This is a genomic window from Streptomyces sp. NPDC003943 (genome assembly GCF_053605265.1).
The window spans coordinates 40337-61292 of the sequence record NZ_JBSGIW010000008.1 but is presented as its reverse complement, the minus strand read 5'-3'; the positions used below and the strand labels follow the sequence as shown (position 1 = coordinate 61292).

20 protein-coding genes and 1 pseudogene are annotated in these 20956 nt (G+C 72.0%); 10 read left to right on the top strand and 11 right to left on the bottom strand.

What is annotated here, in order from left to right; translation table 11 throughout:
* Positions 1-239 precede the first annotated feature (239 nt).
* Together ACWEV0_RS05460 and ACWEV0_RS05455 are read right to left on the bottom strand one after the other, a co-directional pair.
* Complete coding sequence (locus ACWEV0_RS05460) at positions 240-1328, bottom strand: hypothetical protein (protein WP_453146690.1); 1089 nt, start codon at positions 1326-1328, stop codon at positions 240-242.
* A complete protein-coding gene (locus tag ACWEV0_RS05455) occupies positions 1328-1996 on the bottom strand; it encodes an RNA polymerase sigma factor (protein ID WP_453146798.1) in 669 nt (222 codons plus the stop codon). Before ACWEV0_RS05455 ends, ACWEV0_RS05460 begins: the two co-directional genes overlap by 1 nt.
* A gap of 417 nt (positions 1997-2413) precedes the next feature.
* Here ACWEV0_RS05455 and ACWEV0_RS05450 point away from each other — a divergent pair, with 417 nt between their 5' ends.
* Entirely contained in the window at positions 2414-3163 is a 750-nt protein-coding gene (locus ACWEV0_RS05450) for a Clp protease N-terminal domain-containing protein (protein WP_453146688.1), read from the top strand.
* A gap of 5 nt (positions 3164-3168) precedes the next feature.
* Here the strand turns inward: ACWEV0_RS05450 and ACWEV0_RS05445 are convergent, their stop codons facing one another.
* Positions 3169-3690 carry a hypothetical protein gene (locus tag ACWEV0_RS05445; protein WP_453146687.1) on the bottom strand — a complete coding sequence of 174 codons (522 nt, stop codon included), beginning with the start codon at positions 3688-3690 and terminating at the stop codon, positions 3169-3171.
* Positions 3691-3804: 114 nt separating this feature from the next.
* On the bottom strand, positions 3805-5397 hold the full coding sequence (locus ACWEV0_RS05440; RefSeq protein WP_453146686.1) for a beta-N-acetylhexosaminidase: 1593 nt from the start codon (positions 5395-5397) through the stop codon (positions 3805-3807).
* A gap of 254 nt (positions 5398-5651) precedes the next feature.
* Here ACWEV0_RS05440 and ACWEV0_RS05435 point away from each other — a divergent pair, with 254 nt between their 5' ends.
* The 6 genes from ACWEV0_RS05435 to ACWEV0_RS05410 all read left to right on the top strand — a co-directional run bounded on the left by ACWEV0_RS05435 (position 5652) and on the right by ACWEV0_RS05410 (position 10420).
* Entirely contained in the window at positions 5652-6209 is a 558-nt protein-coding gene (locus tag ACWEV0_RS05435; protein WP_453146797.1) for a 2-oxo-4-hydroxy-4-carboxy-5-ureidoimidazoline decarboxylase, read from the top strand.
* 203 nt (positions 6210-6412) lie between these two features.
* Positions 6413-6793 (top strand): succinate dehydrogenase, cytochrome b556 subunit, encoded by a 381-nt coding sequence (gene sdhC, locus ACWEV0_RS05430; RefSeq protein WP_403795758.1) that lies wholly within the window; start codon positions 6413-6415, stop codon positions 6791-6793.
* A gap of 8 nt (positions 6794-6801) precedes the next feature.
* Complete coding sequence (locus ACWEV0_RS05425; protein WP_351664634.1) at positions 6802-7275, top strand: succinate dehydrogenase hydrophobic membrane anchor subunit; 474 nt, start codon at positions 6802-6804, stop codon at positions 7273-7275.
* A 25-nt stretch (positions 7276-7300) separates the two neighbouring features.
* Positions 7301-9055, top strand: a complete 1755-nt coding sequence (sdhA, locus tag ACWEV0_RS05420) for a succinate dehydrogenase flavoprotein subunit (protein ID WP_453146683.1) — start codon at positions 7301-7303, stop codon at positions 9053-9055.
* Positions 9055-9813: a succinate dehydrogenase iron-sulfur subunit gene (locus ACWEV0_RS05415; RefSeq protein WP_451605806.1), complete on the top strand. Its 759-nt coding sequence runs from the start codon at positions 9055-9057 to the stop codon at positions 9811-9813. Before sdhA ends, ACWEV0_RS05415 begins: the two co-directional genes overlap by 1 nt.
* Positions 9814-9904: 91 nt before the next feature.
* On the top strand, positions 9905-10420 hold the full coding sequence (locus ACWEV0_RS05410; protein WP_453146681.1) for a hypothetical protein: 516 nt from the start codon (positions 9905-9907) through the stop codon (positions 10418-10420).
* Positions 10421-10432: 12 nt separating this feature from the next.
* Here ACWEV0_RS05410 and ACWEV0_RS05405 read toward each other — a convergent pair whose 3' ends face one another.
* Complete coding sequence (locus tag ACWEV0_RS05405) at positions 10433-10966, bottom strand: MarR family winged helix-turn-helix transcriptional regulator (protein ID WP_453146680.1); 534 nt, start codon at positions 10964-10966, stop codon at positions 10433-10435.
* A gap of 101 nt (positions 10967-11067) precedes the next feature.
* On the opposite strand from ACWEV0_RS05405, the gene ACWEV0_RS05400 reads away from it, so the two are divergent.
* On the top strand, positions 11068-12258 hold the full coding sequence (locus ACWEV0_RS05400; RefSeq protein WP_453146678.1) for an MFS transporter: 1191 nt from the start codon (positions 11068-11070) through the stop codon (positions 12256-12258).
* A 64-nt stretch (positions 12259-12322) separates the two neighbouring features.
* On the opposite strand, the gene ACWEV0_RS05395 is transcribed toward ACWEV0_RS05400, so the two are convergent.
* Positions 12323-13081: an alpha/beta fold hydrolase gene (locus ACWEV0_RS05395; RefSeq protein WP_453146676.1), complete on the bottom strand. Its 759-nt coding sequence runs from the start codon at positions 13079-13081 to the stop codon at positions 12323-12325.
* Between the two features lie 115 nt (positions 13082-13196).
* Here ACWEV0_RS05395 and ACWEV0_RS05390 point away from each other — a divergent pair, with 115 nt between their 5' ends.
* Entirely contained in the window at positions 13197-13952 is a 756-nt protein-coding gene (locus ACWEV0_RS05390; protein ID WP_453146674.1) for a TetR family transcriptional regulator, read from the top strand.
* A gap of 63 nt (positions 13953-14015) precedes the next feature.
* Here the strand turns inward: ACWEV0_RS05390 and ACWEV0_RS05385 are convergent, their stop codons facing one another.
* The 3 genes from ACWEV0_RS05385 to ACWEV0_RS05375 all read right to left on the bottom strand — a co-directional run bounded on the left by ACWEV0_RS05385 (position 14016) and on the right by ACWEV0_RS05375 (position 17441).
* Positions 14016-15575 (bottom strand): ABC transporter substrate-binding protein, encoded by a 1560-nt coding sequence (locus tag ACWEV0_RS05385; protein ID WP_453146673.1) that lies wholly within the window; start codon positions 15573-15575, stop codon positions 14016-14018.
* 222 nt (positions 15576-15797) lie between these two features.
* The gene (locus tag ACWEV0_RS05380) at positions 15798-17189 is read right to left on the bottom strand and encodes a metallophosphoesterase (RefSeq protein WP_453146672.1); all 1392 of its coding nucleotides are present in this window, start codon (positions 17187-17189) and stop codon (positions 15798-15800) included.
* 6 nt (positions 17190-17195) lie between these two features.
* The gene (locus ACWEV0_RS05375; RefSeq protein ID WP_453146670.1) at positions 17196-17441 is read right to left on the bottom strand and encodes an SCO4848 family membrane protein; all 246 of its coding nucleotides are present in this window, start codon (positions 17439-17441) and stop codon (positions 17196-17198) included.
* Here ACWEV0_RS05375 and ACWEV0_RS05370 point away from each other — a divergent pair.
* A pseudogene (locus ACWEV0_RS05370) lies at positions 17380-18417 on the top strand (D-alanyl-D-alanine carboxypeptidase); the annotation flags it as partial. The gene ACWEV0_RS05375 and the pseudogene ACWEV0_RS05370 overlap by 62 nt on opposite strands.
* 346 nt (positions 18418-18763) lie before the next feature.
* On the opposite strand, the gene ACWEV0_RS05365 reads toward ACWEV0_RS05370, so the two are convergent.
* Both ACWEV0_RS05365 and ACWEV0_RS05360 read right to left on the bottom strand, forming a co-directional pair.
* Positions 18764-19759 (bottom strand): YihY/virulence factor BrkB family protein, encoded by a 996-nt coding sequence (locus tag ACWEV0_RS05365; RefSeq protein ID WP_453146668.1) that lies wholly within the window; start codon positions 19757-19759, stop codon positions 18764-18766.
* A gap of 90 nt (positions 19760-19849) precedes the next feature.
* Positions 19850-20803 (bottom strand): decaprenyl-phosphate phosphoribosyltransferase, encoded by a 954-nt coding sequence (locus tag ACWEV0_RS05360; RefSeq protein ID WP_453146796.1) that lies wholly within the window; start codon positions 20801-20803, stop codon positions 19850-19852.
* Positions 20804-20956: the final 153 nt, after the last annotated feature.

The window sequence follows — 20956 nt, the reverse complement described above, 5'->3', positions numbered from 1 at the left end:
AACGGCGCCGAACCGGTGAACCGGTGACGTAGAGGAAGAGAGAGGGCGCGGGTGGGACCGGGGGAACGTGCCCCACCCGCGCCGGTGCGCCGAGCCGAAGGTACGGGGGGAACCCCGGCTCCTTGCGCTCGCCGATGACCAGTCGGCTCACTCAGTACTGCGTCGGCGAGCCGAAAAGTGTCACACCTGGTTTTCGGCGCTGGTTCGGCGCTATGAACGCGAGCGGTCCCTGCCGTGCGTCACGGACGCGGGGAGCCCTTGCCGCGGCCCTTGCCGTGGCCTTTGTCCTGGCCCGCGCCCTGGCCCGCACCCTTGTCCTGGCCCGTGCCGTGGCCGCCGCCGGAGCCTACGGAGCCGCCGGATCCGCGATCGCGGTCCCGGTCGCCTCGGTCACTCTTGTCGTCGCCGTCGCCGTTGCCGGTGTCGGAGCCGGAACCACTCCCTTTGTCGGTGCCGGACCCTTTGCCGGAACCGTCACCCGAGCCGCCGTTCGCGGAGCCGGAGGTCGTACGGCCGGTGGACGGCGTGGTCGTGTTGACCGGGGCGCCGGAGAGGATCCGGTCGCAGTAGCGCTTGACGGTGTCGCCGCTCTTGAGCGCTTCCGTGAGCCGCTGCCGGCCGCTGTCCGCGAGCTTGCCCGCGCGGTAGTCCTGGCAGGCCCTGACGATCCGGTCGCGCTCGGCCGTGTCGCCCGTGGCCGGGCCGCCGGTGCTGCCACCGGGCGTGGCCGTGTCGCCGCCGGGGCCCGCCGTGGCGGCGTCCGGGCCGTCGGTGGATCCGGGCGTGGTGGGCCGGCCGTCGGGGCCGGTCGTCGGGACGCCGGGCACCTCGCCGCCGGTGCCGCCGGTGACCGAGCCGGAGACGGTCGGATCGGTGATGTTGCCGGCGTCGACCGAACTGCCGGGCCCGGAATCGCGGGTCAGCGGCAGCACGCCCGTGCCGGCGGCGACGGCGACCCCGCCGACCGTGACGGCGGCGAACGCGGCGGCGAGCCCGTACCGCAGGGAACGTCCCCAGCGGCGCCCCTCGGCGGCCGGGGCGAGCCGGACGGCGCCGAGGTCGGCGTATCCGGAATGCCCCGGCGCGGTCGCGGCCGCGCCGGCCCGCTCGGCGGACGCCTTGCGGAAGGCGGCCAGGGCGGCGGCCTCACCGGGGAGTTCGCCGTCGGGGCCGAGGGCGGCCGCCGTGGGCGTACGGGCCGATTCGAGGGCGCGGGCGAGGAGCCGGGCCTGGTCCCGGGCGGTCCGGTCGCCGGGGTCGACGGCCTCGCCGCGCAGCAACCGCTCCGCGGCGTCCTTGTCGAGCCATGCATACCGCTCGTCGGCCATCACATGTCCTTCTGCGTCCGCGGGCGCGATTGCGTCACACGTCCGGAATCCGGGGCACCGGTCCGCCGGCCGCGCTGCGGCGGTACGCCGTCGAGCTGGGCGGTGTCGGCGTCGGCACCGGCGGCGCCGAGGAGTTCGGCGAGCTTCTTGAGGCCGCGGTGGGCGGCGGTGCGGACGGCGCCGGGGCGCTTGCCGAGGGTCTCGGCGGCGCTCTTGGCGTCCAGGCCGACGACGACGCGCAGGACGACGGCCTCGGCCTGGTCCTGCGGCAGTTGGGCGATGAGGTGCATGGTGCGGCCGGTGGCCAGGGCTTCCATCGCCTCGTCCGCGGTGTCGGAGTCGGCGGGCTTGTCGGTCAGTTCTGTCTCGTCGCCGCCCACGGCGGGGCGGCGACCGCGCATCCGGATGTGGTCGAGGGCGCGGTTGCGGGCGATCCGGGCGGCCCAGCCGCGGAACCGGTCGGCGTCGCCGTCGAAGCGGTCGAGGTCGCGGGCGATCTGCAGCCAGCTCTCGGAGGCGACGTCCTCGGCGTCGGCGTCGCCGACGAGGGTGCGTATGTAGCCGAGGAGCCGGGGATGCACCGCGCGGTACACGGTACGGAAGGCGTCCTCGTCGCCGTTCTGCGCGGCGAGCACTGCGGCCGTCAGCTCCGCCTCGTCCCCCAGCACTCCCCACACCTGTTCGTCGTCACGCACATCGCGGCTGGTCGTCACCGCGCGCCGCCCATGGCGCAGCAGAACGCTACGTCCTGTTCGGGCACCGCGTCCACGCGGGTCCGGTTCTTTGTACAACTCACAACTTCGTCTGGGGTGACGCGGGGCGTGCCCCATGGCACAACCCATGCCGTGACACACGGCGCGACGCGGGGTGTGACAGAAAACGCACGCACGGCGCTGAAGGGAGTACGGGGCCGTGCTGCGGCTCCGCGGACGACGACCGGGGCCTCTCCTGTGGGGGGTGGCGGCCCCGGTCGTCTTCCTATGGGGCGCCTCCCGAGGGCGCCCTTTTTCTTTTCCCTCACCCATACGGACAGGACTGTCAACCAGCCGTTGACACCTCGGGACTGTCAACCTAAGGTTGCACTCATGACGAATCCACTCGGCATGAGCAATCCCGTGCGACTCGACGACCTGATCGACGCGATCAAGAAGTCCCACCCGGACGACGCCCTCGACCAGCTCTCCGACGCGGTCATCGCGGCGGACCACCTGGGCGAGGTCGCCGACCACCTCATCGGCCACTTCGTGGACCAGGCCAGGCGGGCCGGCGCCTCCTGGACCGACATCGGCAAGAGCATGGGCGTCACCCGGCAGGCCGTCCAGAAGCGCTTCGTCCCCAAGGACGACAGCGCGGCGGACGCGGCGAAGATGGACCCGAACGCCGGCTTCAGCCGGTTCACGCCCCGGGCCCGGAACGTGGTGATGGCCGCGCAGAACGAGGCGTCCGCCGCCCGCAACGACAAGACGGTCCCGGCGCACCTGGCGCTCGGTCTGCTCGCCGAGCCCGAGGGGATCGCGGCGCGCTGGATCACCGGCCAGGGCGTCACCTTGGAGCGGCTGCGGGAGGCGGTCGGCGCGACGCTGCCGCCGGCCGTCGAGGAGGTGCCCGCGCTCATCCCGTACGACGCGGACTCCAAGAAGGTCCTGGAACTCACCTTCCGCGAGGCCCTGCGGCTCGGCCACAACTACGTGGGCACCGAGCACATCCTGCTCGCCCTCCTGGAGTTCGAGGACGGCAAGGGCACGCTCGCGGGTCTCGGCCTCGACAAGGCGCGGGCCGAGCAGCAGATCACCGAGGCGATCAGCTCGCTGACGATCGAGGAGCCCGAGGCCTGAGCGGGTCAGGCGGTGCGCGCCCTGCGTGAGACGACCGCACGCAGGACGCGCCCGCCCTCCGTCGACAGGTCCCGGGCCCGGCGCAGCCCGGTCGGGCCGTGCGCGGCCGACTCCAGGACGGCCTGCTGACGGCGCAGCTCGCCCGCGAACAGCGGGCCCGCCTCCGTCGCGTCGTACCGCTCGTGCACCGCGAGCGCCGCCCCGGAGCACTCCCGGGCCCAGGCCCGCAGCGGCTCCGCGGCCCACTCGGCGGGCGCTCCGGCGAGCATCCGGCGGACAAGCGGGGCCACCGCGTCACCCTGCGCCCCGCCCCCGTCGAGCTCGACCCGCGCCTTCTCCACGGCCTCGCCCCAGGCCCCGCCGTCCCCGCGCGCCACCGCCGCCCACACGGGCCGCAGCACGTCGGCGCGGTCGGGCGCGAACACGGGCAGACACCGGTCCAGGCAGGCGAGCCCGGCGGCGGCAAGGCCCCGCTCGTCGGCCCGGTCGATCAGTTCCAGCAGGCTCGTGCTCGTCGCGGACGTCATGGCCGCCTCCTCGCCACCGATGCGGACGCAGTACTTCCCCTACTGCGCCGAGGGGCGCTTTTTCGTCACTGCGCGGCCGGAATCATGCCAGTGCCGTCGCCCGCTGCATAGAGGTCAGCGCACCCGGCCCGCGAGCCCCTTGAAGGCCTCCCAGCTCAGGCGCGGCTGCCGCGCGTCCCACAGCTTCTGCGCCGTCGCCGTCAAGGGCATCCGGATGCCGTCGGCCACCTGGGCCTGGGTCTGGGCGCCGGCGAGGTCGCACCAGACGGCGAAGCTGCCGCCGAGGACCTGGGCGTCGTAGCGCGCCGGGACCGGGGTGGTGCCGCGCAGGACGAGGGGGGTCCACTCCGCGTAGATGCGGCGGCCGGTGGGATAGGTCTGCCCGCGGGGCTGGCCGAGGATGTAGTAGAGATACTTGTCGTTGTAGTTGAGCAGCCTGCGGCCGGCGCTCAGGTACGAGGTCGGCGTGCGGGCGCCGTTCTCGGCGCCGGTCCAGTAGGCGACCTGGAGGTCCTTGGCCGGGCTGGTCACGCCGCCGGTGAAGAAGCCGTCGTTCCAGGCGCGCAGCGCCTTGCCGGTCGGGCGGACCACGGCCGCGCGGGCGTTCAGCCAGCCGGTGGCCAGGTCCTGGACGCGGCCGGAGGGGCCGTACTCGGCGGTGGCGGCGCGGGCGAGCTGCGGATAGGTCGCCTCGGGGTTGCTCGACATGAGGGCCACGTACTCGTCGCCGCCGAGGTGCCAGTACGCGCCGGGGAACAGGCCCGTGTACTCGCGCAGCAGCTCGTCGACGATCTTCGCGGAGGCCGGGTTGGAGATGTCGACGGTCCCGCGCGGCCGGCGGCCGGTCGCGCTGACGAGCTGGAGGTCCGGGTGCGCGTCGATGACCGCGCCGAGGTGTCCGGGCGAGTCGATCTCGGGGACGACCGCGATGTGCAGGCTCTGCGCGAGGGAGACGATGCGCCGCACCTCCGCCTTGCTGAGGTGCTGGGCCGACACCACCTCGGGGTGGCTGTCGGAGGCGATGCGGAAGCCCTGGTCGTCGGAGAAGTGCAGACCGAGCTCGTTGAGCTTGAGGTCGGCCATCTCGCGCAGCCGGGCCTCGATCCAGCCGGCGGTGAAGTACTTGCGGGCTATGTCGACCATCAGGCCGCGCCGCGGCTTCGCGGGCGCGTCGGTGACCGTGCCCTCGGGTATCGCGCCGGTCGACCTGACGGACTGTTTCAGCGTCCGGGTGCCGTAGAAGACGCCCGCCTGGCCCGGCCCGGTGATGCACACCCGGCCGCCCCGGACGGCGAGCGTGTACGACTCGCTGCCGCCCTGCCCGCCGAGCGCGAGGCTCACGTCGCCGGGGCCCGGGGCGGCCGCGCCGCGGTACGGGATGCCCAGCTCGCCCGCGATCAGCCGGGCCTCGTCGGCGAGCGCGCCCTCGTCCTTCGCCGCGACGACGACTCCGGCGCCGGGTCCGGGCTTCCAGCCGGGGCCGCGGGCCGCCTGGTGGGCCCGGACCGCCGGGATGACCTGCGGTGTGGTGGAGAGCGGATACGTCCTGGTGGGCGTCGGGCTCGGCGGCGGCGCCGATGTCGGGGCCGCCGAGCCGGTGACCGTGCCGCCCGGAACGCTCCCCGACGGGGAGACGGGGGCGGGCGGTCCGGCGGACGAACCGTTCGAGCAGGCCGCCACGGTGACCAGTGCCACCGCGGCCGCCATCAGTGCGGGGCCCCTACGGGGCCCTCGTATGGAGTACCGCATCACCCGGAATCCTCCCTCATCGCGCGAACCCCGGCATCCCGGGTTTTCTCCGGCCTTCTGTCCACACCCTCGACGAAACCACTCGTCCAGGTGAAATTCGCGCATCCGTCGGACACTTCCCTCTTCCCGTCGATAGCGTGGAGTCACATCCACCCCACTGCTTCCCCCCAGTACCTCCACGCCTCGCCCCGGAGTCCCCGCTGACCAGCGACATCCACGCCGCCCCCTGCCGGACCCTGGAACCCCCCGCCATACCTGCCCAGCAGGCCGCGCCCCGGCACCCGACAGGGCGCGACGACGGGCTGACCGACGGCGGGCTCGCCCGCTTCAACACCGACCCGCCCGCCGCCGCCGAGGCCCTGCTGCTGGCCTGCTGCGGCAGCCACCGCTGGGCCGAACGGGTGACGGCGCACCGCCCGTACCCGACGCTCGACGCGCTGCTCGCCGCCGCCGACGAGGCCGGTTACGACCTCGGGCGCGCCGATCTCGCCGAGGCCCTGGCCCGCGAGACCCCGGCCCCGCCGCACCCGGGCGCGCCGCCGGCCGCCCGTACGGCGCTCGGCGCCGCCCTCGCCGCGTACGAGGCCCGGTTCGGGCACGCCTTCGTGATCAGCCTCGACGGGGTGCCGGCGGGCGAGCGGCTCGACCAGGTGCTCGCCGCCATCCGGTCACGTCTCGGCAACGAAAGGGAGGAGGAACGGGTCGTCGCCGCCGAGGAACTGCGCCGGCTGGCCCGCACCCGGCTCACACGCGCGATCCGGGCGCGGTGAATTCGTCCGCAATGCGGCTGAATGGGGGCGATTCGGCGCACGGTGGTAGCCCGTCCGTGGCTGTTTGATCACACCTATGGACCCCGCGCGAGCGAACCGACAAGTCGTCGCTACGATGACCGGGGCCGGTGGACCGTACCCGGCCGGGCCAGACCGACATCGAAGCCGGCCGGCCCTGATCCCCGCTCCCGGAGGGTATTTCCGTGCCGGCTGGAACGCTGTACCGCGGCCGGGAAGGAATGTGGTCCTGGGTGGCTCATCGAGTCACCGGCGTCCTCATCTTCTTCTTCCTGTTCGTACACGTGCTGGACACCGCTCTCGTCCGCGTCTCCCCCGAGGCGTACGACGACGTCGTGGCGACGTACAAGACGCCGATCGTCGCACTCCTCGAGTACGGCCTCGTCGCTGCCATCCTCTTCCACGCGCTGAACGGCCTCCGGGTCATCGCCGTGGACTTCTGGTCCAAGGGCCCGCGCTACCAGAAGCAGATGCTCTGGTCCGTCGTCGGCATCTGGGTCGTGCTGATGGCGGGCTCGCTGTACCCCGTCCTCGGCCACGCCGCACGTGAACTGTTCGGGAGCTGACGCCAGACATGTCTGCTGACACCACTTCCGCCATCGGTCCCGTCGAGGGCGCTGCCTACGACGTGGACAACCCGGCCCCGTACATCGAGGCCCCCCGCAAGCGCACCGGCAAGACCCCGCGGGCGACCCGAGGCAACTTCGAGATGGCCGCGTGGCTCTTCATGCGCCTCTCGGGTGTCGTCCTCGTCGTCCTGGTCCTCGGCCACCTGCTGATCCAGCTCTTCCTGGACGGCGGCGTCTCCAAGATCGGCTTCGCCTTCGTGGCCGGCCGCTGGGCGTCCCCGTTCTGGCAGGTCTGGGACCTGCTGATGCTGTGGCTCGCGATGCTGCACGGCGCCAACGGCCTCCGTACGGTCATCAACGACTACGCGGAGCGCGCCAACACGCGCCTGTGGCTCAAGGGCCTGCTGTACACCGCCACGGTGTTCACCATCCTTCTGGGCACGCTGGTGATCTTCACCTTCGACCCGAACATCCGCTAGGCACGGGGCTGAGGTAATCCACGTCATGAAGATCCACAAGTACGACACCGTCATCGTCGGCGCCGGCGGCGCCGGCATGCGCGCCGCCATCGAGGCGACGAAGCGCAGCCGCACCGCCGTGCTGACGAAGCTGTACCCCACCCGCTCCCACACGGGCGCCGCGCAGGGCGGCATGGCCGCCGCGCTCGCCAACGTGGAGGAGGACAACTGGGAGTGGCACACCTTCGACACGGTCAAGGGTGGTGACTACCTGGTCGACCAGGACGCCGCCGAGATCCTGGCGAAGGAGGCCATCGACGCCGTCCTCGACCTGGAGAAGATGGGTCTCCCGTTCAACCGCACCCCGAACGGCACCATCGACCAGCGCCGCTTCGGCGGCCACTCCCGCAACCACGGCGAGGCCCCGGTCCGCCGGTCCTGCTACGCCGCGGACCGCACCGGCCACATGATCCTCCAGACGCTGTACCAGAACTGCGTCAAGGAGGGCGTGGAGTTCTTCAACGAGTTCTACGTCCTGGACCAGCTGATCACCGAGGTCGACGGCGTCAAGCACTCCGCCGGTGTGGTCGCCTACGAGCTGGCCACCGGCGAGATCCACGTCTTCCAGGCGAAGGCGGTCATCTACGCCTCCGGCGGCACCGGCAAGTTCTTCAAGGTGACGTCGAACGCGCACACCCTGACCGGTGACGGCCAGGCCGCGTGCTACCGCCGCGGTCTGCCGCTGGAGGACATGGAGTTCTTCCAGTTCCACCCGACGGGCATCTGGCGCATGGGCATCCTGCTGACGGAGGGCGCCCGTGGTGAGGGCGGCATCCTCCGCAACAAGGACGGCGAGCGCTTCATGGAGAAGTACGCGCCGGTCATGAAGGACCTCGCGTCCCGTGACGTCGTCTCCCGCTCCATCTACACGGAGATCCGCGAGGGCCGCGGCTGCGGTCCCGAGGGCGACCACGTCTACCTGGACCTGACCCACCTGCCGCCGGAGCAGCTGGACGCCAAGCTCCCGGACATCACCGAGTTCGCCCGTACGTACCTCGGCATCGAGCCGTACACGGACCCGATCCCGATCCAGCCCACCGCGCACTACGCCATGGGCGGCATCCCGACCAACGTCGAGGGTGAGGTCCTGTCGGACAACACCACCGTCGTCCCGGGTCTGTACGCGGCCGGCGAGGTCGCCTGTGTCTCCGTGCACGGCGCCAACCGCCTCGGCACCAACTCGCTCCTGGACATCAACGTCTTCGGCAAGCGCTCCGGCATCGCCGCCGCCGAGTACTCCGCCAAGCACGACTTCGTCGAGCTCCCGGAGAACCCGGAGGCCATGGTCGTCGCGCAGATCGAGAACCTGCGCAACTCCACGGGCAACGAGCGGGTCGCCGACCTGCGCCGTGAGCTCCAGGAGACGATGGACGCGAACGTGATGGTGTTCCGCACGGAGCAGACCATCAAGACGGCCGTCGAGAAGATCGCCGAGCTGCGCGAGCGCTACAAGAACGTGTCCATCCAGGACAAGGGCAAGCGCTTCAACACCGACCTCCTGGAGGCCATCGAGCTGGGCAACCTGCTCGAGCTGGCCGAGGTCATGGCCGTCTCGGCCCTGGCGCGCAAGGAGTCCCGCGGCGGTCACTACCGCGAGGACTACCCGAACCGCGACGACGTCAACTTCATGCGCCACACCATGGCGTACCGCGAGGTCGGCGAGGACGGCTCCGAGACCGTCCGTCTCGACTACAAGCCGGTCGTCCAGACCCGCTACCAGCCGATGGAGCGTAAGTACTGATGGCTACCCCCGTTCTGGACAAGGTGGAGAAGGACTCCGCCGCGTCCCCGTACATCACGGTCACCTTCCGGATCCGCCGCTTCAACCCCGAGGTCTCGGACGCGGCGGTCTGGGAGGACTTCCAGATCGAGATCGACCCGAAGGAGCGCGTGCTCGACGGTCTCCACAAGATCAAGTGGGACATCGACGGCACGCTGACCTTCCGCCGCTCCTGCGCGCACGGCATCTGCGGCTCGGACGCGATGCGGATCAACGGCAAGAACAGGCTCGCCTGCAAGACGCTGATCAAGGACATCAACCCCGAGAAGCCGATCACCGTCGAGGCCATCAAGGGCCTCACGGTGATGAAGGACCTCGTGGTCGACATGGAGCCCTTCTTCCAGGCGTACCGGGACGTCATGCCGTTCCTGGTCACCAAGGGCAACGAGCCGACCCGCGAGCGCCTGCAGTCCGCCGAGGACCGCGAGCGCTTCGACGACACCACCAAGTGCATCCTGTGCGCCGCGTGCACGTCGTCCTGCCCGGTCTTCTGGAACGACGGCCAGTACTTCGGCCCGGCCGCGATCGTCAACGCGCACCGCTTCATCTTCGACTCGCGTGACGAGGCGGGCGAGCAGCGCCTGGAGATCCTGAACGACAAGGACGGCGTGTGGCGTTGCCGCACGACGTTCAACTGCACGGACGCCTGCCCGCGTGGCATCGAGGTCACGAAGGCGATCCAGGAAGTGAAGCGCGCGCTGATCACGCGTCGCTTCTGACACCTGGTCATTGCGCGAAAGCCCGCTTCTGTACGCTGCGACGTGCAGAGGCGGGCTTTCGCGTGTGTACGCAGATGGAGGACGGGGACTGATGAGCGAGCCGAACCCTTACAAGGCCGAGGACACCGGGGCTGCCGGGGGTTACGAGTGGGGGCCGGGCGGCCAGCAGCCGGCCGGCGCGCCGGTGCCGCCGCAGTACCCGCCGGTACCGGCGCAGATGCCGATGGGCGCGCCGGGCATGGGCGCGCCGGGCATGGGCGCGGGGGCTCCGGTGCTCTCGCTCGGGGACATCACGGTGGTCGGCGACCAGATCCTCACGCCGGCCGGGCCGATGCCGCTGAAGGGCGCGGTGTGGAACGCGATGGACATGTCGCGGACCGAGGAGAAGATGCCGACGGTGGCGGTCGTGCTCGCGGTCGTCTTCTTCCTGTTCTGTCTGCTCGGCCTGCTCTTCCTGCTGATGAAGGAGAAGCAGACGACCGGCTTCATCCAGGTCACGGTGACGAGCGGCGGCCGGCACCACGCGACGATGATCCCGGCGACCGGGCCGGACACCATTCACTGGGTCATGGGCCAGCTGAACTTCGCGCGCTCGCTCAGCATGTGATCGAACGTCACCTCAGCCGTGCCAGGCGGCGTCGCCGGTGTGACCCTCCTCGGCGGTGAGCATGACGCGGCGGAGGAGGTCGTTGAGGGTGGTGCGCTCCTCGGGGGTGAGGACGCCGAGGAGGCGCTCCTCCTCGTGGCCGAGGACGTCCATCGCGCCGAGCCAGGTCTCGCGTCCCGAGGCCGTGAGTTCCACGATCACGCGGCGGCGGTCGGTGGTGGACGGGGTGCGGCGGACGAAGCCGCGCTTCTCCAGGGCGTCGAGGCGGCCGGAGACGGAGGCCGGGGCGAGGTCGAGGTCCTGGGCGAGGTCGGAGGGGGCGGCGCTGCCGCCGCGGCCGGCCAGCTTGTGGAGCGTGTCGAACTCGTGGCGTTCGAGGTCGAAGTCGACGAGGGACTGCTCGCGCACCCGGCGGAGGTGGACGGAGAGCTTCTTCATCCGGGTGACGGCGCCCTCGACGAGCGGGTCGAGGTCGGGCAGCACGGGCTGCCAGCGGGCCACGTGCCCGTCGGTCCAGTCCTGCGGGGTCTCCTCGGTGGGTGCCATGGATTGATCGTACGTCGGCGGGGCGGCCTCGGACCCTGGAAGTGTTTCGGCACCAAGTATTTCGTTGACGAATTATTCGGTGCCGAAATACTCTCGGCGTCATGCATCCCCTTCGCCTGCGCTCGTTCCGGCTGCTCTTCGTCGGCCGCACCCTCTCCCTGGTCGGCGACGCCCTCATCCCCGCCGCCCTCGCCCTCGCCGTCCTGAAGGCGACCGGCTCCACCTCGGCGCTCGCGCTCGTGCTCGCCTGCTCGATGGTGCCCAAGCTGCTCCTGCTGCCACTGGGCGGCGTCGTCGGCGACCGGTTCGACGCGCGGACGGTCGCGCTCGCCATGGACCTGGTCCGCTGCGTGAGCCAACTGTGCGTCGGCATGCAGCTGTTGGGTGATTCGCCCTCGCTCGCGGTGATCGCCGCGGCAGGGGTGGCCGGGGGCGCGGCCGGGGCCTTCGCGCAGCCGACGTCCGCGCCGCTGGTCAAGGGCACGGTGCCGGCGGAGGCGCTGCAGCGGGCCAACGCGGCGATGGCCGTGGCGTACAGCGCGAGCCGGGTCGGCGGGCCGGCGCTCGCCGGGACGCTGATCGTGACGGTGGGCCCGGGATGGGCCTTCGTCCTGGACTCGGCGAGCTTCGCGGTGAGCGCGGCGCTGCTGTGCGCGGTGCGGATCACCCGGATAACCGCCCCCGCCCGACGTTCGGTGCTCGCCGATCTGAAGGAGGGCTGGCAGGAGGTCCGCACCCGGGACTGGTACTGGACCAGCCTCGTCGGGCACAGCGCCTGGAACGGCGCCGCCGCGGTACTGATGACGCTCGGCCCGGCCATCGCCCTGCACCGGCTCGGCGGCGAGCTGGCCTGGGCGGCCTTCCTCCAGGCGGGCGCGATCGGGCTGCTGCTCGGTTCGCTGCTCGCCGACCGGGTCCGTCCCCGGCGCCCGATCCTGGCCGCGAACATGGGCCTCGCCACGTACGCGGTGCCGCTGCTGCTCCTGGCGTACGGGGCGCCCGGGCCGGTCGTCATCGGATCGTACGGGGTCGCGATGGCGGGCCTCGGCTTCCTGACCCCGGTCTGGGAGACGGCCGTCCAGCGGGCGGTGCCCGAGCACGCGCTGGCCCGGGTCACCTCGTACGACTGGCTGCTGTCGCTGGCCGCGATGCCGCTGGGCTACGTTCTCGCCCCGATCGTCACCGCGCACTGGGGGCCCGAACCGGCCCTGGTGGCCGCGGCGGTGGCGGTGGGCGGCTGCTGCCTGGGGACGGCGCTCGTACCGGGGGTGCGGAGGTTCAAGGCGGCCTAGGGCGCTCCTGGGGCCTTCCAGGAGCGCTCTGGAGCACTCCTGGAGCGCGCCGTGGTCGCCGAGGTCAGCGGAGGAAGCCGGCGAGGAGGGCCGAGGTCTCCTCCGGGCGCTCCAGGGCCGGGAGATGGCCCGCCCAGTCCAGGTCGAGCCGGCGCGTCCGCGGGATGAGCTCGGCGAGCCGGTCGGCGAGGACGCGGAAGTCCGGGAGGTCGTGGGCGCCGGTGACGGCGAGCACGGGCACGTCCACCGCCGCGAGGTCCGCCTCGGTGACGCCCGCCGGGCGGGCCTCGTGCTCCTCGGCGGCGGCGAGCTGGAGCTCGAAGGCGCGGCGCTGCATCCGCCGGACGAGGGCGCGGGTGTCGTCGCCGGCCTCGGGGCCGAGCCAGAACCGGGCGTTGAGGTCCGCGGCCGCGTCGAGGTCGCCGGCTTCGAGGAGGGCGTTCTCCTGACCGAAGAAGGCGCGGAGTTCGGGGCCGGCCTGGTGGCCGACCGGGGCGGCGGCGCAGAGCAGGGCGAGCGCCGTGGCGCGGCCGGGGTGGCGGACGGCGAACTCCAGGGCAACCTCGCCGCCGAAGGAGGAGCCGACGAGGGCGGCCAGTTCGACGCCGAGCCCGTCGAGCAGCTCGGCCACGTCGTCGGCGTGCAGGTGCGGGCGGTCGACGGGGCTGTCGCCGAAGCCGCGCAGGTCGCAGCGGACCACCCGGTGCCCGGCCTCGGCCAGGGCGCCGAACTGGGCGTCCCACATGCGCCGGTCGCAGACGCCGGAGTGGAGCAGCAGCACGGTGGAGGGGCCGTCGCCGGCCACGTCATGAGCGAGTGTCATGGCTCGACACCCTAGAAGGATCCGGGAGTCCGGACCCCTGCTCCTGCCCCCTGGACAGCGGGCGTTACGGGACACACAGCTCGTCCGGCTAGGCTCGGGCCCCGTGGAGGACGCGATGGATGAGAAGCACGCCGAGAAGCAGGACGGGAAGGCCGCCAAGGCGCCCAAGAGCGAGCAGACGCGCGCGCTCATCCTGGAGACCGCGCTCCGGCTGTTCCAGGAGCGCGGCTACGACAAGACCACGATGCGGGCCATCGCCCAGGAGGCCGGGGTCTCGGTCGGCAACGCGTACTACTACTTCTCCTCCAAGGAGCACCTCGTCCAGGGCTTCTACGACCGGATCGCCGAGGAGCACCAGGCGGCCGTCGAGCCGATCCTGGAGGGCGGCGAGAAGGACCTGACGGCCAGGATCCGCGGGGTGCTCCTCGCCTGGCTCGACATCGCCGCGCCGTACCACGAGTTCGCGGCCCAGTTCTTCAAGAACGCCGCCGACCCGAGGAGCCCGCTCAGCCCCTTCTCGCCCGAGTCGGAGGGCCCGCGCGAGGCGGTGATCGAGGTGCACCGGCGGGTCATCGCCGGGTCCTCGGTGAAGGTCGACCCCGAGCTGCGGGAGGCGCTGCCGCGGCTGCTCTGGCTCCAGCAGATGGGCCTGGTGCTGTTCTGGGTGTACGACCGCTCGGAGGGCGCCGCCAACAGCCGGCGCCTGGTGGAGCGCCTCGCCCCGGTCACCGCCCGGGCCATCTCGCTGTCCCGGTTCCGGATCCTGCGCCCGCTGGTGAAGGAGACCCACGAGCTGCTCGCCGACTTCATGCCGACGGCGGCGGGGATGGCGGCCTCGGGCAAGCCCAAGCGGCCCACCCGCAAGTCCTGAGGCACCCGCCCTGGAAGCACGCGAAAGGGGCCCCGGATCGGGGCCCCTTCCCTGTGCGCCGGATCAGATCCAGTTGAGTTCCCAGAGGCGCCAGATGCCCGTACCGTCCGTCAGGTACTGCGATCCGGCGACGGCCTCCGTCGACAGCACGTAGTCCTTCTTCTGCCACAGCGGCACCAGCGGCACGTCCTTGGCGACCTGGGACTGGATGGACTCGAAGTCGGTGGCCGCGCGGCCGCGGTCGCTGTACTGCTGCGTCGAGGCGATCAGGCTGTCGACCGTCTTGCTGGAGTAGCCGCTGTGCAGCGCGTTGCCGGTGCCGACGAGCGGGGCGGTGAAGTTGTCGGAGTCGGCGAAGTCCGGGAACCAGCCGATGGGGTAGGCGTCGAACTTGCCCGCCGCGTACTCCTTCTGGAAGTCCTGCCAGTCCACCGACGTGACCTTCACCTTGAACAGCCCGGTCGCCTCCAGCTGCTTCTTCAGCTCGGCGGCCTCGGCGTCGTACGTGGCGTCCTTGCGGTGGCCGAGGGTGAACGACACCGGGGTGCTGACGCCCGCCTCGCGCAGCAGGCGCTTGGCCTTGGCGGCGTCCGGCTCCGGGTCGGTGTCGTAGAAGGGCGTGCTGTGGCCGACGAAGCCCTGCGGGATCAGGGAGTACAGCGGCTCGACCGTGCCCTGGTAGGGGCCGGTGGCGATGGCCGGGCGGTCGATGACCGCGGCGACGGCCTGGCGGACCGCCTTCTTCGACATCACCGAGCCGGAGCGGGTGTTGAAGTTCAGGTTGCGGATCTCGGCGCTGGCCGCCTCGGTGATCCGGGTGCCGTCCTTCGTCTCGTCGCCGAGCGCGTTGAGGAACGCCGGCGGCATCTGCCGGTGCGTCACCTGTACCTGCTTGGTCTTCCAGGCTTCGGCGAGCTGCTCGGACTCCTTGAAGTACTTCACGATGACCGTGTGGCCGGTCTTGGTGACGGCGCCCCGGTAGTTGGGGTTGGGCTCCAGCCGGGCCGACACGCCCGCCACGTACTCCTTGAGGACGTACGGCCCCGAGCCGTCCACCGCGTTGCCCGCGCGCAGCGCCTTCGCCGGATAGGCGGTGTGGTCGACGATCGCGCCGGCACCGGTCGCGATCTTCAACGGGAAGGTGGCGTCACGGGCGTTGAGGTGGAAGGTGACCTTCTGGCCCTCGGACTCGACGTTCTTCAGGGTCGGGAAGAGCGGCGCGGGGCCGACGTCCGCCTTGATCGCGAGCATTCGCTCGAACGAATAGCGAACGTCCTCGCCGGTGATCTTGTGACCGTTGGAGAAAGTCAGGTCGTCGCGGAGCGTGCACTCGTACGTGGTGAGCTTCGTGCCGACGAAGTGGCAGTTCTGGGCCGCGTCCGGGACCGGGGTGACGAAGCCGGGCTTGAAGGTCAGCAGCGACTGGTAGATGTTGCTGTAGATCGCCCAGGAACCGGCGTCGTAGGCGCCCGCGGGATCCAGCGAGGTGACCTCGTCCGTCGTGCCGACGGTGATCGGATCGGTGCGCTCCTCGTCGGAGGGGAGGAATTGCCAGCCGCCGATTCCGGCCGCGAGAACAACTCCACAAGTGATCAATATGCGCAGACGGACCGTCGACCGCATGAGACGTGCTTCCCTTTTTTCGTGCCCACCCCGCTACCGCGGCGGCATTCACGCGGCCGCGATGGCGACACCCAATCACACGCCCCACACAAGTGGAAGAGTAAACCTTCACAGGGCATGTATATGTCCAGGGATAAGGGATTTCAGGGATTTCCGGTGACTGAACAGTACGTATCCGGTACAGCGCGCTGCGTCACACCGGATACGTAATTGTTCGCCACCTCACGCCTGCCGGGAAGCCAGCTGCACGACCGTGATGTCCGAGGGCGCGCCGACCCGTACCGGCGGCCCCCACGCGCCGGCGCCGCGCGACACGTACAGCTGGGTGTCACCGTAGCGCTCCAGGCCCGCGACGGTCGGGTTGGCGAGCTCGGCGAGGTAGTTGCCGGGCCAGAGCTGCCCGCCGTGCGTGTGGCCGGACAGCTGGAGGTCGACCCCGTGGCGTACGGCGTCGTCGATGACGATCGGCTGGTGCGCGAGCAGCACGGCGGTACGGGACCGGTCCCGGTCCCCGAGGGCCTTCTCGAAGTCGGGCCCCTCGCCGATGCCGCCGCCCGCCACGTCGTCCACTCCCGCGAGGTCGAAGCCGGCGCCGATCTCGACGCGGGCGTTGCGCAGCGGGTGCAGGCCGAGTTCGCGGACGTGGTCGACCCAGGCGTCGGCGCCGGAGAAGTACTCGTGATTGCCCGTCACGAAGAACGCGCCGTCGCGCGCCCGGAGCCGCGCGAGGGGCTCGGCGGCCGGGCCCAGGTTCGCGACGGTGCCGTCGACCAGGTCGCCGACGACGGCGACGAGATCGGGCTGGGTGGCGTTGATCGTGTCGACGATCCGCTGGGTGTGGGCGCGTCCCAGGATCGGCCCGAGGTGGATGTCCGACACCACCGCGATGCGGTACCCGTGCGCCGCCCGCGGCAGCTTGGCCAGCGGCACGGTCACCCGCTTCACCCGGGGCCCGCGCAGCACCCCGTACGTCCCGTACCCGACGGTCCCGAGGGCGACGGCGGCGGCGGTGCCGGAGACGAGGCGGTTGACGAGGAGACGTCGGGAGAGGTCGGGGGCGGCCGCGGACGGGACGGGGGTCTCGGCCGGGGCGGCCCCGCCCTCGGCCCCGCCCGCGGCAGCCGGCCCGTCCTCGGTCTCGGTCCCGCCCGCGGCGGCGGTCCCGTTCGCCGTGGCGATCGTGCCCGCGGCAGTCGTCCCGCCCGCCTCGGCGCGACCGCCCGACAGGGTGTCAGCCGGTACGGAGACGGCGCCCCGGTCCCCGGTCGCTGCCGCGGCCGCGGCCGCGGCAGCCTCCTCCCGCCGCGCCAGGGCCCTGCGCAGCAGCGGCCGCAGGGGTTCCGTCACCACCAGCGCGAGCACCACGTACAGCAGCACCGCGAGCCAGAGGAAGCCCGGCCAGGCGGTGGCCTTCTGGAGCAGGAAGGGCGCGTCGGCGCGGCCGGTCACCAGGGCGGCGACCGAGACGAGCGGCAGCACGATCACGGCGGCCGTGCCGAGGCGGCGGGGCGTGCCGCCGGGCGCCGTGACGTCGCGCACCAGGCGCCGCCACACGTACCAGTGGACCGCGCCGAGGACGGCGAGGACCAGGAGCAGGACCACTACGAGGAGCATCCCGCGCTACCGCCGCTCGCGCGTGAGGGCGCGCACGCCGCGCAACCCGATCACGCCGATCACCGTCCCCAGGACAAAGGACGTGACGGCCAGCAGCAGGTGCACCCAGAAGTAGGCCGTCGGATCGCCGGCGTCGTCGAAGGCGAGCCCGCTCGCGTCGTGCCAGAGATTCTTGACGAAAGTTACCCAAATGAACCAGCTCCAGACGCCGAACGCGAGCAGGAACCAGGAGACGGGGCGGCTGAGCTTCATGGCCCCAGTATCACCACCCGCGACGGAGGCACCGCCGACACCCCTGCGGACGGGTGGACGAGCGGCCGCGAACCGCCCCGCGGGGTTCGGAACGCGCTTCCGGGCATGTACGTTCTCGATCGTGTCCCCTTCGAAGATGACCGCGAAGGCCGCCCTTGCGGCGACCGCCGCCGCCACCCTGCTCCCCTTCCTCGCCGCCGCCCCCGCGCACGCGGACGGCAAGGCGCCGCAGCCCCAGCCCCCGGCCCGGATGTCGGGCGTCGGCGGCGCGCTGCTCGCCCAGCCCGGCACCCAGGTGCAGCTGCTGCCGGGCGCGCCGGTGCTGCCGAAGGAGCTCAGCGCGCGTTCGTGGATCGTGGCGGACGCGGAGACCGGTCAGGTGCTCGCGGCGCACAACGCGCACTGGCCGCTGGCCCCGGCGTCGACGCTGAAGATGCTGTTCGCGGACACCCTGCTGCCGAAGTTCCCCAAGACGCTCAACCACACGGTGGCCGCCACCGACCTGACCGGCATGGGCGCGGGCTCCAGCCTGGTCGGCATCAAGGAGAAGCAGACCTACAGCGTCCACGACCTGTGGCTGGGCGTCTTCCTGCGCTCCGGCAACGACGCCGTGCACGTCCTGTCCGCCATGAACAACGGCATCCCGCAGACCGTCGCGGACATGCAGGCGCACGCCGAGGACCTCCAGGCCCTCGACACCCACGTCAAGTCCCCGGACGGCTACGACGAGCCGGGCCAGGTCTCCTCGGCGTACGACCTGACGCTCATCGCCCGCAGCGGCATGCAGAAGGCGGACTTCCGCGAGTACTGCTCGACGGCGCGGGCCGCGTTCCCCGGCGAGCAGAAGCCCGGCGACAAGAAGCGCCCGAGCTTCGAGATCCAGAACACCAACCGGCTGCTCACCGGCGACATCGGGGTCGCCCCGTACCAGGGCATCGCCGGGGTCAAGAACGGCAACACCACGCACGCCGGGGCGACCTTCACGGGTGTCGCGGAGCGCAACGGCAAGGTGCTGCTCGTCACGGTCATGAACCCGTCGTCGAAGGAGCAGCACGCCGTCTACAAGGAGACCGCGCGGCTGCTCGACTGGGGCTTCGCGGCGGCCGGCAAGGTGACGCCGGTCGGCGAGCTGGTGGCGCCGCGGTCGGTCCTCGCGACCCCGGCGCCCGGCACCAGCGCGGGCACCACGCCCGCCCCCGGCAAGAACGCCCCGGCCGGCACCGCGCACGCGGCCGCCGTGCAGGAGCGGTCGGGCGGCATGGGCATCGCCCTCGCCATCGCGGGCGGCGCGCTGGTGCTGCTCGCGGGTGCCGTGTTCCTGGTCAACCGGCGCTGGCCGCTGGGGGCTTCGGCTCGTCGCCCTCGTCCCGAGCCGGCTTCTCCGACGGACGCGACGGAGACGACGGCTTCTCCGACGGACGCGACGGAGCCGACGGCTCCTGCGGCGGACGGGAACCCGAGTCGCTGACCCCCCGGCCGGTCGCCGTCCAGGCCGCGCAGAACAGCAGCAGCTTCGCGGAGATGTTGATCCACAGCAGCAGGGCGACCGGCACACCGAACGCCCCGTACATCGACTTCGCCGCGACGCCCCTCATGTAGCCGCCGAGCAGCAGCTTGAGCAGCTCGAAGCCGACCGCGCCCATGAGCGCCGCGACCACGACGTCGCGGCGCTGCGGCTCGACGCCGGGCAGCAGCGTCAGCACGTACGACAGGATCAGGAAGTCGGCGACGACGGCCACCAGGACGGCGGCGGCCTGGAGGAGGATCCCCTCGGCGCCGCTGTGCGAGAGCCCGATCCGGTCGGCGCTCCAGCCGACGGCGGTGGAGCCGAGCCAGGACGCGGCGAGCGAGCAGACCATGACCCCGCCGAGGCCGAGCAGCACGAGGGTGTCCTTGCCCTTGCGGGCGAACGGGTTCCCCTCGTCGACGCCGTCGAGCTTCCAGACGGAGCGCAGGCACTCGCGCATGGACCCGATCCAGCTGATGCCCGTGAAGAGCAGCACGGCACCGGCGACGAGCCCGACCGTGGCGGCGTTGGCGACGAGACCGCCGATGTCGAGCTGGTCGGAGATGCCGGGCACCTGGTCGGCGAGCTTCGTCTCGATCCTGTCCAGCTGCTCCGGGGTGAGCAGCGCGGCGCCGATCGCGGCGGCGACGGTGATCAGCGGGAAGAGGGAGAGGAAGCTGATGAAGGTGATGGCGGCGGCGAGCCTGGTCCAGAACACCTCGTCGAGGCGTTCGTACGCGTGCCAGGCGTGGGTGCGCATGAAGCGGACGACCCAGGGGCCGACGACGGGGAGCTTGGTCAGCCAGTCCATGGCGTACGCGTTCTCCTCAGGTGGTCAGGCACGGGCGGGCGCGGGCATCGGATCCCAGAATCGCAGACCCGGCACCCATCCACCGGCACCTCACAGGTCCGCGACCGCCATGCCGTACATCGCCGCCCACACCAGGCCGATGACGGCGAGCGGCCGGTCGCGCAGCACGACGTCCTCCGGCTCGCCCGCCGTGCCGCGGTCGGCGAAGACGGCGTAACGGAGCACGGCGAGCACGAAGGCGACGACGGACAGCTGACGCCACGGCAGCAGCGAGCCGCTCGCCACGCCGCCGCTCTCCAGGGCCCACAGGCAGTAGCCGAGGACGGCGACACCGGCCGCCAACTGCCAGACGAAGCGCAGGTATCCGGTCGTGTACTGGGTGAGCAGCGCCCGGGTCGCGCCCTCGGCGGCCGCCATCTGCACGGCCTCGGAGTAGCGTTTCGCCGCCACCATGAAGAGCGCGCCGAAGCCGGTGGTGATGAGGAACCAGCGCGAGAGCGGGATCCCGAGCGCGATCCCGCCGCTCATCGCCCGCATCAGGAAGCCGGTCGCGACGACGGCGAGGTCGACGACGAGGACGTGCTTCAGGCGTACGCAGTAGGCGAGTTGCATCGCCAGGTAGGCGGCGACGAGCAGCGCCGTCGCCGGGTTGCACAGCGCCGCGCCGAGCGCCGCCGCACCGAGCGCGAGCGCCCCGCCCACGGCGTACGCGAGCGGTACGGGGACGAGCCCGGCGGCGACGGGCCGGTGCCGTTTGACGGGGTGGGCGCGGTCGGCCTCGGCGTCCCGGGCGTCGTTGACCAGGTAGACGGCGGAGGCGGCGGCCGTGAACAGCGCGAAGACCAGGGCGAGTCGGGCCGCGCCGGGCCACGATCCGAGCCGTCCGGCGGCGACGGGCGCGGCGACGACGAGCGCGTTCTTGACCCACTGCCGGGGCCGCGCGGTGCGCAGCAGCCCGACGGCGACCACGAGCGGCCGGCGCCGGACGCGCAGCGCGGACGGCGGCGGCGCGGCACTCGCGGCGAGCAGGGCGGTGCCGCTCACGGGCTCAGGCACGACCACCTCCGCGCGGTGCGGGCGTACGGAGCGGGGCACGACCGCCTCCGCGTGGTGCCGCGGCAGGAAGCCGGCCGAGGCCCGCCGTCGCGGCGGCCGTGGCAGTCGCGGCCGCCGCGGTGAGCAGGGCGACGGGCCCGG

Bases quoted from the DNA above. Each gene is read 5' to 3' on its own strand.
- ACWEV0_RS05460 (WP_453146690.1), bottom strand. From the start codon at position 1,328: ATGGCCGACGAGCGGTATGCATGGCTCGACAAGGACGCCGCGGAGCGG.
- ACWEV0_RS05450 (WP_453146688.1), top strand. From the start codon at position 2,414: ATGACGAATCCACTCGGCATGAGCAATCCCGTGCGACTCGACGACCTG.
- ACWEV0_RS05445 (WP_453146687.1), bottom strand. From the start codon at position 3,690: ATGACGTCCGCGACGAGCACGAGCCTGCTGGAACTGATCGACCGGGCC.
- ACWEV0_RS05440 (WP_453146686.1), bottom strand. From the start codon at position 5,397: ATGGCGGCCGCGGTGGCACTGGTCACCGTGGCGGCCTGCTCGAACGGT.
- ACWEV0_RS05425 (WP_351664634.1), top strand. From the start codon at position 6,802: ATGTCTGCTGACACCACTTCCGCCATCGGTCCCGTCGAGGGCGCTGCC.
- sdhA (WP_453146683.1), top strand. From the start codon at position 7,301: ATGAAGATCCACAAGTACGACACCGTCATCGTCGGCGCCGGCGGCGCC.
- ACWEV0_RS05415 (WP_451605806.1), top strand. From the start codon at position 9,055: ATGGCTACCCCCGTTCTGGACAAGGTGGAGAAGGACTCCGCCGCGTCC.
- ACWEV0_RS05410 (WP_453146681.1), top strand. From the start codon at position 9,905: ATGAGCGAGCCGAACCCTTACAAGGCCGAGGACACCGGGGCTGCCGGG.
- ACWEV0_RS05405 (WP_453146680.1), bottom strand. From the start codon at position 10,966: ATGGCACCCACCGAGGAGACCCCGCAGGACTGGACCGACGGGCACGTG.
- ACWEV0_RS05400 (WP_453146678.1), top strand. From the start codon at position 11,068: ATGCATCCCCTTCGCCTGCGCTCGTTCCGGCTGCTCTTCGTCGGCCGC.
- ACWEV0_RS05395 (WP_453146676.1), bottom strand. From the start codon at position 13,081: ATGACACTCGCTCATGACGTGGCCGGCGACGGCCCCTCCACCGTGCTG.
- ACWEV0_RS05390 (WP_453146674.1), top strand. From the start codon at position 13,197: ATGGATGAGAAGCACGCCGAGAAGCAGGACGGGAAGGCCGCCAAGGCG.
- ACWEV0_RS05385 (WP_453146673.1), bottom strand. From the start codon at position 15,575: ATGCGGTCGACGGTCCGTCTGCGCATATTGATCACTTGTGGAGTTGTT.
- ACWEV0_RS05380 (WP_453146672.1), bottom strand. From the start codon at position 17,189: ATGCTCCTCGTAGTGGTCCTGCTCCTGGTCCTCGCCGTCCTCGGCGCG.
- ACWEV0_RS05375 (WP_453146670.1), bottom strand. From the start codon at position 17,441: ATGAAGCTCAGCCGCCCCGTCTCCTGGTTCCTGCTCGCGTTCGGCGTC.
- ACWEV0_RS05365 (WP_453146668.1), bottom strand. From the start codon at position 19,759: ATGGACTGGCTGACCAAGCTCCCCGTCGTCGGCCCCTGGGTCGTCCGC.